Here is a 12,444-nt window from a genome sequence, read left to right on the forward strand (position 1 = left end):
CATGAAATATTCAGAATATCAACCTCGCCCTGATCTGCTCAAAGATCGCGTGATCCTGATTACAGGTGCGGGCGACGGTATTGGACGTGCAGCCGCGATCAGCTTTGCACTGCACGGCGCAACCGTTGTCCTGCATGGTCGCACCCTGAATAAACTGGAAGTCATCTATGATGAAATTGAAGGTTTAGGCGCGCCGCAGCCAGCCATTCTTCCGCTCCAGCTGTCCAGTGCGTCATCGCGTGATTATGAATTGCTGGTCGATACGCTCGACAAGCAGTTTGGCCGTCTGGATGGCATTTTGCACAATGCCGGCATTCTGGGTGAACGGACCGAACTGGTGCATTATCCGGCTGATGTCTGGGATGATGTGATGGCCGTCAACCTGCGTGCACCCTTTGTTATGACCCAGGAACTGCTGCCTTTACTGGAAAAATCGGCACATGCTTCGGTGGTATTTGCCAGTTCGGGCGTCGGTCGTGAAGTACGTGAGCGTTGGGGCGCCTATTCGGTGTCTAAAATTGCCATTGAAGCGGTCAGCAAACTGTTTGCCCAGGAAAATGTACATCCGAATATCCGTTATAACTGCATTAATCCGGGCGCGACCCGCACCGCCATGCGCGCCAAGGCCTATCCGGATGAAGACCCGAAAACCTTGCCGACACCGGAATCAATCATGCCAGCCTATTTATATTTAATGGGCGATGACAGTCTGCACATGAACGGCCAGAGTATTGATGCGCAGGATTAATGCCCTTGCTGTATCCATGAAGGAAGCCCTGTGCTTCCTTTTTTATGCCCATCCATAAAGCTGTAATTGCTCCCACTTTGCGTAAATATACCGGTTTGGGCTTAAGTCGGCTTGAATTTCAGCAAAATTTGCCGATACTAAAGCCCTGTTTCTGATTATCCCGAGATGCCCATGTCTGACTTTAGCAATATCACAGTAACGACCCATGAAGATGGCATGGTGTCTTTATTGATTAATGGTCAAGCCATTTCTGAAAAATACGGCATGAAATTTGAAGCCAGTATTCTCGATGAACTACAGGCACTCGAGACCGGGCAAAACCTGAAACTGTTTGACCAGTTTATCTTTTCGCATACCGATCTGAACTTTGAACATCACTACAGCTATATCACCGGTATTTATAAACAGGCCGAGGACTATGCCGTCTATAAAAACTTTGTCTACCGGATTCTGGTCGATGGCCAAGCCCCGGTCGAGCATGTGATTACCAAACAGGGCCAGCCAATGAGCGCCGAAGATGTACGCGAATTTATTCAGGCGCATATCCAGAAGTCACTGACCGACTATACCGACCTGAAATATGCCTACTAAGCACATGCTTGAATCCAGGACCTGCGGGTCCTTTTTTATGCGCTGCTAAATTTTATACACTACCAGACCATAAATCGTATTTTTAAATCATTTTTATAAAATTATTCGGTTTTTCAAATTGAAACATCCGGCCTATACTGCTACTCAACCGCAATGAATCAATGAAAGGAGCAGCACATGGCCGACCAGCAACGTAAAAATGACATTATCCGTTCCATTGAACACTTACAACTGCCCGCCAGCTTATTGGCTGTACTTGAAGATGGCCAGCAGGCCGAATGTCTGGCCCATGCCATCGACTCCTTGCAGGACTTAAGCCAGCAATGGAACTGACTGCGGGCAGAATCCCGGCAATACGGGCTAGGCTTTTTGCGCCCAATGTTGTATAACCAGTTCACGTGACAACAGATAAGTCTTTCATCATCTGTTACTTTTCCAGCATAATATCCAAAATATCTCTGCTTTCGATAAAGAATTAACGATCTTTCTTCACAGTTTCTCTGCATTTTTTTCGTACAGTAAGACACAGTGAAATAAAAGACGATAAACGAGGTTTTTTCACATGAAAAAGATAGTGACAGTTATGGCGATCTCTTTCAGTGCGTTGCTGGCCAGCGGGATCACTGCGGCTGCACCTCAGTTTGACAATCCGGGACGCGGCTATGAACAGTCACGTCAGCACGGTCAGGGCAAAAAACATCGTGAATATCGTGAATCGAAAGAGGTTTATGAAAAACGCCGCCAGCGTGAAGAACGGGGCTATCAGCGTTTACAGCAGCATAAATGGCAAACCGGTTATGTGATGCCGCAGCATTATCGTGGCAATGGCTACAAAGTCGAATATAAAGAGCATAACCTGCCTAAACCGGACCGCAAGCAGCAGTGGTACAAGGTCAATAATGACTATATTCTGGTCAATGCCGATACCCACAGTATTCTTAAAATCCTGTCTTTCTAAGCTGCACTCCAACCGTTTCAGTCCCACTCCTCGGTTGCCCAAACATCGGTTTGGGCTTTTTTATATCAGCAATTCTTCAAGCTGCTATTTTCGCTGTAGGGCAGATGCTAGCCGGCTTTCAGGCTCTCCGCTTTTTCTTCATGATTTTCACAATTCATCTCAATTGCTCTCATCCTTTATCTCAACTTTCTGGTTAATTTGGACGTATTCCAGAGATATACAGTTTGACTCAAAGGTGAGCGTCATGAAAAAAGTATTAACCACCATTGCCCTGTCTTTAAGTGCGTTTATGGCTACTACAGCCATGGCTGCGCCTGATCATCGTGATCATGACCGTCGTGCGGCAACCCACTACAAACATCAGGACAGCCGTTGGGACCGTGATCATAAACGTCCGGTTGTGCGCGTAAATCCGAGCCGTGACTGGCGTGTGGGCCAGACCTTACCGCGTGCCTATGACCAGTCCCGTTATAAAGTCAGTGACCGCGAAGCGCGTCGTTTACCAAACACTGGCCGTTATCAGCAGTGGTACAAAATTAATGGCGATTACGTGATGATCAACGAACGTACCAACCGGATTATTCGCATTATGGGCTAAGGGTTTCGTCTCATTTTCCCTTCCCTCTTTACACCTGAACCACCCCGTTCAGGTGTTTTTTTATTTTTTCAGCTTACGCCCCGGTATTTTTTGATTAGAATCCGCTATAAGACTTTTGCTTGATTGAGACCGGCATGCACCTGAATTCTACCGAAACATCACACAGCACAACTTTGCAATATGTGCACTGGTTTCGACATTCTGCGCCTTATATCAATGCCCATCGCAATAAAACCTTTGTGCTGATGTTTGATGGTGAAGCGGTCCTGCATGACAATTTCCAGCATATTATTCACGATATTGCCCTGCTGCATTCACTGGGTATCCGGCTGGTGCTGGTGCATGGTGCCCGCCCGCAGATTAACCAGAATTTACAGGCCAGCCAGATCGACACCCCGTTTCATCAGCAGCGCCGCATTACCACCCGCGAATCGTTAAGCTGTGTCATGAATGCGGTCGGTTCAATTCGCCTGCAGATTGAAGCCCTGCTGTCGATGGGACTGGCCAACTCGCCGATGTACGGCGCCCGCATTGATGTGGTCTCGGGTAATTTTATTACCGCCAAGCCCTATGGTATTCGTGATGGGGTTGATTTCCAGCTGACCGGCGAAGTGCGCAGTGTCGATACCGATGCCATTCAGCGTCATCTGGACAATCATAATATTGTCGTGCTCGGCCCGACCGGCTATTCCACAACAGGCGAAGTGTTTAATTTACTGGCTGAAGAAGTTGCCACCAAAACCGCAATTCGCCTGCAAGCCGACAAGCTGATTTTCTTGGGCAAACAGCAGGGTTTACTGAATGAACAGGGTCAGCTGCAACGTGAAATCCGCCCATCCCAGCTCAGTCATTATATTGGTCTGTATCAGGCCAGCCAGCCGGAAATGGCCCTGCATTTACGCGGCGCACAGGATGCTGCCACTCAGGGCGTGAACCGGGTGCATCTGATTTCCTATGCCTCTGATGGCGCACTACTGGAAGAGCTGTTTACCCGCGATGGTGCCGGTACCATGATTACCGATGCCCATTATGAAGAAGTGCGCACCGCCAATATTCAGGATGTCGGCGGTCTCATCAGCCTGCTGCGCCCGCTGGAAGAAGAAGGTGTGCTGGTTTACCGTTCGCGGGAACGGCTGGAAAATGAAATTGAACAGTTTGCGGTGATTGAACGTGATGGCACCATTCTGGCCTGTGCGGCGCTGTATCCGCTACCGGTCAGCGACAATGAACTGCGCTCGGCGGAAATTGCCTGCGTGGCGGTACATCCGGCCTATCGTAAATCCAATCGCGGCAGCCAGATTCTGCATTATCTGGAAGATAAAGCCCGTAGTCTTAGCATTCAGCAGCTATTTATTCTGACCACCCGTACTGCGCACTGGTTTCTGGAACAGGGCTTTGAGCCGGCCAGTGTCGATGACTTACCCAATGCCCGCCAAGCCTTATACAACTACCAGCGTAATTCACTGGTCTGTAAAAAGTCACTCACCTGATCTGTTCAAGGCCGGCTTTAGCTCAATTTGACATATGCTTATCTGCAGCCGGCCCAATTCTGCTGCATCTTACATTAGCAGGAATGGGCATAAGCTTATTCCTGCGCCTTCAATTTAATAAAAATATTTTAAATACAACAATTTAACACTTAAGCTTTTAATAGATTATCTATTTTATAAATCAGATTTATGCATAAGATTTGCACATCTTTATTTATCTTTTTTCCTGATTAGAAATTCCTGATTTGTTATTTTTTTCGAAAAAGAAAAATCTTTAAGGTAGCTCTCATTCTCCACTTTTGAATTTTTTTAATTTCCGAGAGCAGGTATTTTCATGAGCAGCGTACGCCGTATTTTTTCAACTCAAAGCGCTATTTTATCTGCCGTGGTGGCGGGTGCCATGTTCATGACTGCCTGTAGCAGCCCCAAAGACGCGGACAACATTACCCTGAATATTGGTTTCCAGAAATACGGCATTTTACCAATTGTCAAAGAACGCGGTGAACTGGAACAGGCCTTAAAAGCCCAGGGTGTACAGGTGAAATGGGTAGAATTTCCAGCCGGCCCGCAATTATTGGAAGGTTTAAATGTCGGCAGTGTGGCCTTTGGGGAAGCCGGCGAAGCACCGCCCATTTTTGCCCAAGCGGCCAATTCCAAACTGGTCTATGTGGCCAACCAGCCTAAAGCGCCGCTAGCTGAGGCCTTAATTGTGCCTAAAGATTCGGCCATTCAGTCGGTGCAGGATTTAAAAGGCAAACGCATTGCTCTGAACAAAGGCTCCAATGTGCATTATCTGCTGCTGAAGCTGTTAGCAGCCAACCAGCTTAGCCTGCACGATATTCAAGTGGTGTATTTACCCCCATCCGATGCCCGCGCAGCCTTTGAACGTGGTTCGGTGGATGCCTGGGTGATCTGGGATCCGTTCTTTGCCGCAGCCGAACATCAGATTGGCGCACGGGTCATTGCCACCGGCGAAAATCTGGTCAGCAACCATCAGTTCTATCTGGCGGATCGTCAGTTTGCCGAACAGCATCCGCAGGTTCTAGACACCGTGGTGCAAAGCTTGAACAGCACCACGCAATGGGTGGCCCAGCATCAGGATGAAGCGGCTCAACTGCTGCAAAAACCGACCGGCCTGGATGTCGAGGTCTTAAAAACTTCAATTTCCCGTATGGGCTTTGGCGTACAGGCCATCTCTAGTGACGTGGCCAAAGAACAGCAATATGTAGCTGATGCCTTTTATCAGCAAAAGCTGATTCCACAGCAAATTCAGATTCAGGCGGCCCTGCTGAATACGCAGTCGACACAACAAGAATGAGGAATAAAAGATGCGTAAATTAACAACCTGGGCGCTGCTGGGCATTTCCACGCTGGGACTGGGTCTCAGCGGCTGCCAGAAACCGGAAGCCCACAAGGCGGTAACAGACAACAACTCAACTGAACAGGCGGTGAAAACCATTTCTATTGGCTACCAGAAATCTTCCTTAAATTTACTGGTGGCACGTGATGAAAAACTGCTGGAACAGCAGTTCCCACGAGCCAAAATTGAATGGAAAGAATTTCCGGCCGGACCACAAATGCTGGAAGCCCTAGCCGTTGGCGCAGTCGATTATGGTTCAGTGGGGAATACCCCGCCCATTTTTGCCCAGGCGGCTGGCAAGGAGCTGAACTATGTTGGCTATGAAGTCTATGCCGACCATTCACTGGCCTTAGTGGTGCCGCAGCAAAGTGCCATACAGACCCTGCAAGATTTAAAAGGCAAACGTATTGCCCTGCAAAAAGGCTCCAATGCCCACGAATTTCTGGCCAAAGTGCTGGCCAAGGCCAACTTGAACTGGTCGGATATTCAGCCAATCTGGCTGCCACCGGCCGATGCACGTGCTGCCTTTGACAAGCAGTCGATTGATGCCTGGGCCATCTGGGACCCGTTCCTGTCTGCGGCTGAACTGCATGGACAGGCCCGCCCGCTGATCAAGACCGGTGAGTTTGACCAGACCTATTCGTTTTATGTGGCCAATCCCAAATTTATTGCCGCACATCCACAGGCCACCACCGGCTTTCTGACGGCCCTGAATGCCGCGGATCAGTGGATTGTTAAACACCAGTCTCAGGCCCTAGAAATTTATCAGAAAAATACCGGCCTGGACCCGGCGGTCGCCAAAAACGCCTTTGACCGCCGCCTGAAACCATCACCGATTCAAAGCTTAAATCCGACGGTCATTCAGGCTCAGCAGAAAATTGCTGACCAGTTCTATCAGCTCAAGCTGATTCCAAAACCGATTGAGGTCCAGCCCATTGTCTGGACGGCTCCAACTGCAGATTGATGACCGAGTAATCCCATTGAAATAAAGGACGATAATATGAAAATTTTCTGGTTTATTCCCACCCATGGTGACAGCCGTTATTTAGGTACCAGCAAAGGTGGCCGTCAGGTCGATCATGCCTATATGAAACAGATTGCGGTGGCAGTGGACAATTTAGGTTATGAAGGTGTGCTGATTCCAACCGGCCGTTCTTGCGAAGATCCGTGGATTACTGCAGCCAGTTTAATTGATGCGACCCAGAACCTGAAATTTCTGGTAGCCTTGCGTCCAGGCGTGACCACACCGGCTTTAGCAGCGCGTATGGCGGCGACGTTTGACCGTTTATCTGGCGGCCGGGTATTGCTGAATCTGGTCACGGGTGGTGATGAACAGGAACTGAAAGGCGATGGTGTCTATGAAGATCATGCCACGCGTTATCAGACGGCTGCGGAATACACCACCATCTGGCGTGAAATTTTAACCCGCTCGCATACAGGTGAATCGTTCAGCTTCCACGGCGAACGCTTACAGGTCGATGAAGCCAAGCTGCTCTATCCACCAGTCCAGCAACCATATCCGCCGCTCTGGTTTGGTGGCTCTTCCGATGCAGCCATTGAGCTGGCCACCGATCAGGTCGACACCTATTTAACCTGGGGTGAACCACCGGCAGCGGTGAAAGAAAAAATTGAAACGGTACGTGCCAAAGCCGCGGCCAAAGGCCGTAGCCTGAACTATGGCATCCGTCTGCATGTGATTGTACGTGAAACCAATGAAGAAGCCTGGCAAGCAGCCAACGCGCTGATCCAGTATGTCGATGATGCCACCATTGCCGCAGCACAGGCCAAGTTTAAAGCGATGGATTCCGTCGGTCAGCGCCGTATGGCTGAACTGCACAATGGCGATCGCAGCAAACTGGAAGTCTCCCCAAATCTTTGGGCAGGCGTAGGCCTGGTACGTGGTGGAGCCGGTACGGCACTGGTCGGTGACCCTGAAACAGTGGCGGCCCGTATTCAGGAATATGCCGACCTGGGTATTAGCACCTTTATTTTCTCCGGCTATCCGCATCTGGAAGAATCCATCCGTTTTGCCGAACTGGTGTTCCCGCTGTTGCCGCTGGAAACCCGCAAGAAACTGGCACAACCGAATTTGACCGGTCCTTTTGGGGAAATTGTTGCGAATAACTATGTCGCCGCAGACAGCCAGGCGAGCAAACAGCTGAAGGAGCCGGCCTGATGAGTAAAACCATTTCCCTAGAGCAGCTGGCAGAGGCCAAAGTTTCACGTGGAACATCATTTGGGCAGCGGATGCTGCCCTGGCTGGTGCCATTATTACTGATTGCTTTCTGGCAACTGGCCTCAAGTACCGGCCTGCTGGAAAGCCGGATTTTACCGGCACCAACGGCAGTGGTTAGTGCCTTCTGGGGCTTACTGGTCAGTGGCGAGCTGTGGCAGCACGTTCAGGTCAGTGCCGGACGTGCCCTCCTCGGCTTGTTGATTGGCGGTGGTTTGGGCCTGCTGCTTGGCCTGTTAAATGGCTCCTCCAAAACCGCCTCGACCCTGCTGGATACCACCTTGCAGATGATTCGTAATATTCCGGCTTTGGCGCTGATTCCGCTGGTGATTCTCTGGTTCGGGATTGATGAAACAGCCAAATTATTTCTGGTTGCGATTGGCGTGTTCTTTCCCATTTACATTAATACCTATCATGGCATTCGCTCGGTCGATCCACAGCTGATTGAAATGGGCAAAAGCTACGGCCTGAGCCGCTGGCAACTGTATAAGGAAATTATCTTGCCGGGTGCAATGCCTTCAATTCTGGTTGGACTGCGCTTTTCTTTAGGTCTGGTCTGGGTGCTGCTAATTGTCGCCGAAACCATCTCCGCCCAGTCCGGGATTGGCTATATGACTATGAACGCGCGTGAGTTTTTACAGACCGATATCGTGCTGGTTGGCATCCTGCTGTATGCCCTGCTGGGTAAACTGGCCGACGTACTGGCCGTGGCTTTGGAACGCTATTTACTGCGCTGGCATGCCGGCTACCAGAAATAAGGAGTGAGCGAAGATGAGTAATTTAATTGCTGGCTTGCATGCCGAGCACAGCAGCCCGAAACTGCGCAGCAATCCGGATATTCAGCCGCAGGCGGTGGCAGGTGCGGAAATCCTGATTGAACAGTTACACAAGTTTTATGGTTCGGTGAAGGTGCTGCAAGACCTGGATCTGCATATTCAGCCGGGCGAATTTCTGGCCATTGTCGGACGCAGTGGCTGTGGCAAAAGCACCCTGCTTCGTTTAATTGCCGATCTGGAAAAACCAAGCTACGGCGAAATCAAATTTAAGTCGGCACGGCATATCCGCGAAGGCATTACCTCGGATGATATCCGGGTGATGTTTCAGGACCCGCGTCTGCTGCCATGGCGCAGCATCGAGCAGAATGTAAAGCTTGGTCTGGGCAAAGACCAGTACGCACATGCCAGCGCCCTGCTGGAAAAAGTCGGTCTGAAAGACAAAGCCGGGCTATGGCCCTCGCAACTGTCTGGCGGTCAACGACAACGTACCGCGTTGGTACGTGCCCTGTCGCATCAACCGCGGATTTTATTGCTGGATGAACCTTTAGGTGCACTGGATGCCCTGACCCGTCTGGAAATACAGAAGCTGATTGAACGGCTCTGGACCGAACAGGGCTTTACTGCCATTTTAGTCACCCATGATGTCAGTGAAGCGGTACAGCTGGCCGACCGGATTATTCTGCTCGATCGTGGTCATATTGCCAAAACCTTTCAGGTCAATTTACCGCGCCCGCGGCAAAAAAGTATTGCCTTTGCCGAACTGGAGCAGCAGGTGCTAGATGCAGTCTTGGCCACATGAGGATTAATTTTGGTCTGAGCCTGCCCCCGCAGCTTTACCCTTAAATTCCGGCTCAATTTAAGGGTAAAACTTCATCTCGGTTTATGAAACTTTTGTGACATAGGCCCGAATAGATGCAGGATTATTTCTATAAACTATGTCTTATATTTTGATTTAAAATAAAAGAATAAAAAATCTTTGAAATCAAGCCTTCAGTTATATTTTTTAACAGACTCAAAAAGTGTGCTTTATAGGGCTTAAATTTAACAATCCTGGGGAAATTATTAGTTAATCTACAAAATTCTGCTGCATTTATCATAATTTGCAATAGACGAGGATGCACAAAACTGATGATTTGACGTACAATTCGCGATTCCCCCTTTTCATTGTTTTTTAATTGCTAATGGAACAAAAAAAGAGTACTCAAAAACGACATCAGTTGCTGAACGCAGCACTCGACGTATTTTCCTTATACGGTTTTAATGGGGCGAGCTTAGATGAAATCGCTCAGATTGCAGAAATGCATAAGTCGAATATTTTCTATTACTATGAAAATAAAGAAGCGTTATATGTAGAAGTGCTGACCACTGTATTACAGAAATGGCTGGCGCCACTGCAAATGCTGGAAGCCGAGCTTGAACCTGAAGAAGCGATCACCAACTACTTATTGCAAAAGATTGAAGTGTCTCGCACCCAGCCAAAAGCTTCACGCCTGTTTGCGCTGGAAGTGATTCAGGGTGCCCCGCATATTCTGGACATCCTGAAAGGTCCGCTGAAAAAACTGGTCAAGCGTAAAGCCAAAGTCATCAGCAACTGGCAGGAACAAGGCAAAATCTCCAAAGATATTGACCCTGAACTGCTGATTCTGAATATTTGGGCCCTGACCCAGAACTATGCAGACTTCGCGACGCAAATGGAAATGGTCACCGGCAAAACCCTGCGCAACCGCAGCATGCAGCAGCGCATTATCCAGCATACCGTGCATCTGATGCTTTATGGTATTGTGCCGCGTCCAGAACTGAATACTGCACCTCCCTCAGAATCAATCGACGATTGAGCATGATTTTGGCATACGACCATAGTTTGCTATGGTCGCCGAACTAAAAACCACTCTGCTGATATAACGACAATAATTTTTTCGCCCCCAGCAACAGATTTTCTTCCCAGTCCAGATGTGCCGTATCGTTGGCGCCATCGGTAATATATTTGACGGAAATCAGCCGTACATCCAGTTTTTTACAGACTTTGGCCAGCGCATAGCCTTCCATATCCACCAGATTACAGGCCACTTTCGGTGTACCAGTTTCAAAGCTGTCACCGGTGCCACAAATACCAGCCGGTAAATGGGAAAAATGCTGCGGCAAATGAATTTCCGCCGGATGATCGTCATCCATGGGCGTCACTCCGACCTGAAAACCCAACGGTGATACATCCATATCACGCTGCACAAACTGGGTCACTTCTACCAGCTCATGTGCATTAAAATAGGAGCTGCCGGCCGTACCTAAATTTAACAGGGTTTTACAGCCAGTTTTCTGAATCACCTCAAAGGCTTTAAAGGCAGCATTGATCTTGCCAATACCACTGTAATGCACCTCGATGCCGGCCTGCTCAAACAGACCTTTGGATTCACTCGGCAATGCCATAATTAAGGCCAGATCCGACATTATTGCTTCTCTACCACAGTTGCAGGGAGCCACATTAGAAAGCAAAAGACAGAAAAATAAAAGCCATCCCTGAAATGACAGGTCTTCCAACGACTCCACTTTTTTCATATCTATGCAGCTTTTCAGTGCTGGCCGCGCGTTTCAATTTTCATTCGCTCCTGTTGACATCCTCACCCACCTGAAAGGAGGGTGATTCCTACTGCTAGACGCTTATGCCCAAGCGCAAGTATGTTCTTGGCGGAGTTTAAATCGCGTTGATTTACACTTCCGCATTCACATTCCCATACTCTTATTCGCAAATCTGCTCTACCTCTCGGACTGCTTGCGGTGATTGCACCGCAGCTCGAACAGGTTTGGGTTGTGAATCTCTCGTTGACTTCCTCAAACATGACCCCTGCGTTCTCGCATTTATACTTGAGCATGGTTTTGAGTGCTGAAAAGCCTGTATCTAAAACAGATTTCGCCATTTTAGTTTTTACAAGTTTGTTCGCACTTAGATCACCAACGACAATCAGTGCATTGTCTTTCACCAGCTGGGTGCTAACCTTGTGCAAATAGTCTTTACGACAGTTTGCAATCTTGGCGTGTAATGCACGGACACGCTTTTTATTTCTCGCTCTCTGAGCAATACCGAGCTTTTGCTCGTATTTTCGATAGAACTTGGGATTACTGATGACTGTGCCATCGGAACAGGTAGCAATATCCTTTAAGCCGAGATCAATACCCACGGCTTTTGTGGCGGTAGGTTTGTCTTGTTTGGGTGAATCAACCACTAAGCAGACATACCAACGTCCTCGACTATCCTCTACAAATGAGCCTGTTTTAATGCTGTATTTCGATAGTCCGTAACTATCCCATAGCTTGAATTGATGCTTGCCATACTGAACGTATCCATCGGCATATTTAATAGCGACCTTTTTAAAGGGTATCCAACCTAGTGATCTTCTTGCTGATTTCTTATTACTGACACGCCATCTCAATTTTGATTTTTTGAACTGTTTTCTGCGAGTGACCAATTCTTCTGTTACAGCCTGAATGGTTTGGCTATGAAGATTACATTCCTTTGATGCGCCTTTCGTGTATTTAGCAATATCGTATGCTGAAAAGAATTATTGTTTGCGCTGTAGGTGTTTGAAACACAAATCATTGACATAGTTCCAGACAAAATTAACTTCAGATGCCAATTGGTCTAGCACCTTACAATGTTTGTCTTTTATGCGTAATTTAAGTGTTTTCATGGGCTTA

Annotated in this window: 13 protein-coding genes and 1 pseudogene; 12 read left to right on the forward strand and 2 right to left on the reverse strand. The window is 48.4% G+C overall.

Annotated features, from left to right (window positions below; all coding sequences use genetic code 11):
• Position 1 precedes the first annotated feature (1 nt).
• The 12 genes from ACVLR6_RS14100 to ACVLR6_RS14155 all read left to right on the forward strand — a co-directional run bounded on the left by ACVLR6_RS14100 (position 2) and on the right by ACVLR6_RS14155 (position 10,589).
• Positions 2–748, forward strand: coding sequence for a YciK family oxidoreductase (locus ACVLR6_RS14100; RefSeq protein WP_005180975.1), 747 nt, complete (start codon positions 2–4; stop codon positions 746–748).
• 171 nt (positions 749–919) lie between these two features.
• Positions 920–1,339, forward strand: a complete 420-nt coding sequence (locus ACVLR6_RS14105; protein ID WP_005180979.1) for a hypothetical protein — start codon at positions 920–922, stop codon at positions 1,337–1,339.
• A 177-nt stretch (positions 1,340–1,516) separates the two neighbouring features.
• Positions 1,517–1,672 carry a hypothetical protein gene (locus ACVLR6_RS14110; RefSeq protein WP_005180980.1) on the forward strand — a complete coding sequence of 52 codons (156 nt, stop codon included), beginning with the start codon at positions 1,517–1,519 and terminating at the stop codon, positions 1,670–1,672.
• 229 nt (positions 1,673–1,901) lie between these two features.
• The gene (locus ACVLR6_RS14115) at positions 1,902–2,297 is read left to right on the forward strand and encodes an RcnB family protein (RefSeq protein WP_005180983.1); all 396 of its coding nucleotides are present in this window, start codon (positions 1,902–1,904) and stop codon (positions 2,295–2,297) included.
• 244 nt (positions 2,298–2,541) lie between these two features.
• Positions 2,542–2,895, forward strand: a complete 354-nt coding sequence (locus tag ACVLR6_RS14120) for an RcnB family protein (RefSeq protein ID WP_005180985.1) — start codon at positions 2,542–2,544, stop codon at positions 2,893–2,895.
• A 134-nt stretch (positions 2,896–3,029) separates the two neighbouring features.
• Positions 3,030–4,385 (forward strand): amino-acid N-acetyltransferase, encoded by a 1,356-nt coding sequence (argA, locus tag ACVLR6_RS14125; protein ID WP_455995507.1) that lies wholly within the window; start codon positions 3,030–3,032, stop codon positions 4,383–4,385.
• A gap of 334 nt (positions 4,386–4,719) precedes the next feature.
• Positions 4,720–5,703, forward strand: coding sequence for a sulfonate ABC transporter substrate-binding protein (locus ACVLR6_RS14130; RefSeq protein WP_455995508.1), 984 nt, complete (start codon positions 4,720–4,722; stop codon positions 5,701–5,703).
• 10 nt (positions 5,704–5,713) lie between these two features.
• Positions 5,714–6,709 (forward strand): aliphatic sulfonate ABC transporter substrate-binding protein, encoded by a 996-nt coding sequence (locus ACVLR6_RS14135; protein WP_160240812.1) that lies wholly within the window; start codon positions 5,714–5,716, stop codon positions 6,707–6,709.
• Between the two features lie 36 nt (positions 6,710–6,745).
• Entirely contained in the window at positions 6,746–7,921 is a 1,176-nt protein-coding gene (ssuD, locus tag ACVLR6_RS14140; RefSeq protein ID WP_168383880.1) for an FMNH2-dependent alkanesulfonate monooxygenase, read from the forward strand.
• A complete protein-coding gene (ssuC, locus tag ACVLR6_RS14145; protein ID WP_005181008.1) occupies positions 7,921–8,736 on the forward strand; it encodes an aliphatic sulfonate ABC transporter permease SsuC in 816 nt (271 codons plus the stop codon). Before ssuD ends, ssuC begins: the two co-directional genes overlap by 1 nt.
• Positions 8,737–8,749: 13 nt before the next feature.
• Complete coding sequence (locus ACVLR6_RS14150; RefSeq protein WP_455995511.1) at positions 8,750–9,553, forward strand: ABC transporter ATP-binding protein; 804 nt, start codon at positions 8,750–8,752, stop codon at positions 9,551–9,553.
• Between the two features lie 382 nt (positions 9,554–9,935).
• Positions 9,936–10,589 carry a TetR family transcriptional regulator C-terminal domain-containing protein gene (locus tag ACVLR6_RS14155; RefSeq protein WP_160240808.1) on the forward strand — a complete coding sequence of 218 codons (654 nt, stop codon included), beginning with the start codon at positions 9,936–9,938 and terminating at the stop codon, positions 10,587–10,589.
• 43 nt (positions 10,590–10,632) lie between these two features.
• Here the strand turns inward: ACVLR6_RS14155 and ACVLR6_RS14160 are convergent, their stop codons facing one another.
• Both ACVLR6_RS14160 and ACVLR6_RS14165 read right to left on the reverse strand, forming a co-directional pair.
• Positions 10,633–11,199 (reverse strand): 5'-methylthioadenosine/S-adenosylhomocysteine nucleosidase family protein, encoded by a 567-nt coding sequence (locus ACVLR6_RS14160; protein ID WP_005181021.1) that lies wholly within the window; start codon positions 11,197–11,199, stop codon positions 10,633–10,635.
• A 170-nt stretch (positions 11,200–11,369) separates the two neighbouring features.
• Positions 11,370–12,437: pseudogene (locus ACVLR6_RS14165) on the reverse strand (RNA-guided endonuclease InsQ/TnpB family protein).
• Positions 12,438–12,444: the final 7 nt, after the last annotated feature.

The sequence above is a fragment of the Acinetobacter sp. T63 genome, from assembly GCF_053852345.1.

Excerpts from the sequence above, each read along its gene's own strand:
- ACVLR6_RS14130 (WP_455995508.1), top strand. The coding sequence starts at position 4,720 with ATGAGCAGCGTACGCCGTATTTTTTCAACTCAAAGCGCTATTTTATCT.
- ACVLR6_RS14105 (WP_005180979.1), top strand. The coding sequence starts at position 920 with ATGTCTGACTTTAGCAATATCACAGTAACGACCCATGAAGATGGCATG.
- ssuC (WP_005181008.1), top strand. The coding sequence starts at position 7,921 with ATGAGTAAAACCATTTCCCTAGAGCAGCTGGCAGAGGCCAAAGTTTCA.
- ACVLR6_RS14155 (WP_160240808.1), top strand. The coding sequence starts at position 9,936 with ATGGAACAAAAAAAGAGTACTCAAAAACGACATCAGTTGCTGAACGCA.
- ACVLR6_RS14150 (WP_455995511.1), top strand. The coding sequence starts at position 8,750 with ATGAGTAATTTAATTGCTGGCTTGCATGCCGAGCACAGCAGCCCGAAA.
- argA (WP_455995507.1), top strand. The coding sequence starts at position 3,030 with ATGCACCTGAATTCTACCGAAACATCACACAGCACAACTTTGCAATAT.
- ssuD (WP_168383880.1), top strand. The coding sequence starts at position 6,746 with ATGAAAATTTTCTGGTTTATTCCCACCCATGGTGACAGCCGTTATTTA.
- ACVLR6_RS14100 (WP_005180975.1), top strand. The coding sequence starts at position 2 with ATGAAATATTCAGAATATCAACCTCGCCCTGATCTGCTCAAAGATCGC.
- ACVLR6_RS14120 (WP_005180985.1), top strand. The coding sequence starts at position 2,542 with ATGAAAAAAGTATTAACCACCATTGCCCTGTCTTTAAGTGCGTTTATG.
- ACVLR6_RS14135 (WP_160240812.1), top strand. The coding sequence starts at position 5,714 with ATGCGTAAATTAACAACCTGGGCGCTGCTGGGCATTTCCACGCTGGGA.
- ACVLR6_RS14115 (WP_005180983.1), top strand. The coding sequence starts at position 1,902 with ATGAAAAAGATAGTGACAGTTATGGCGATCTCTTTCAGTGCGTTGCTG.
- ACVLR6_RS14110 (WP_005180980.1), top strand. The coding sequence starts at position 1,517 with ATGGCCGACCAGCAACGTAAAAATGACATTATCCGTTCCATTGAACAC.
- ACVLR6_RS14160 (WP_005181021.1), bottom strand. The coding sequence starts at position 11,199 with ATGTCGGATCTGGCCTTAATTATGGCATTGCCGAGTGAATCCAAAGGT.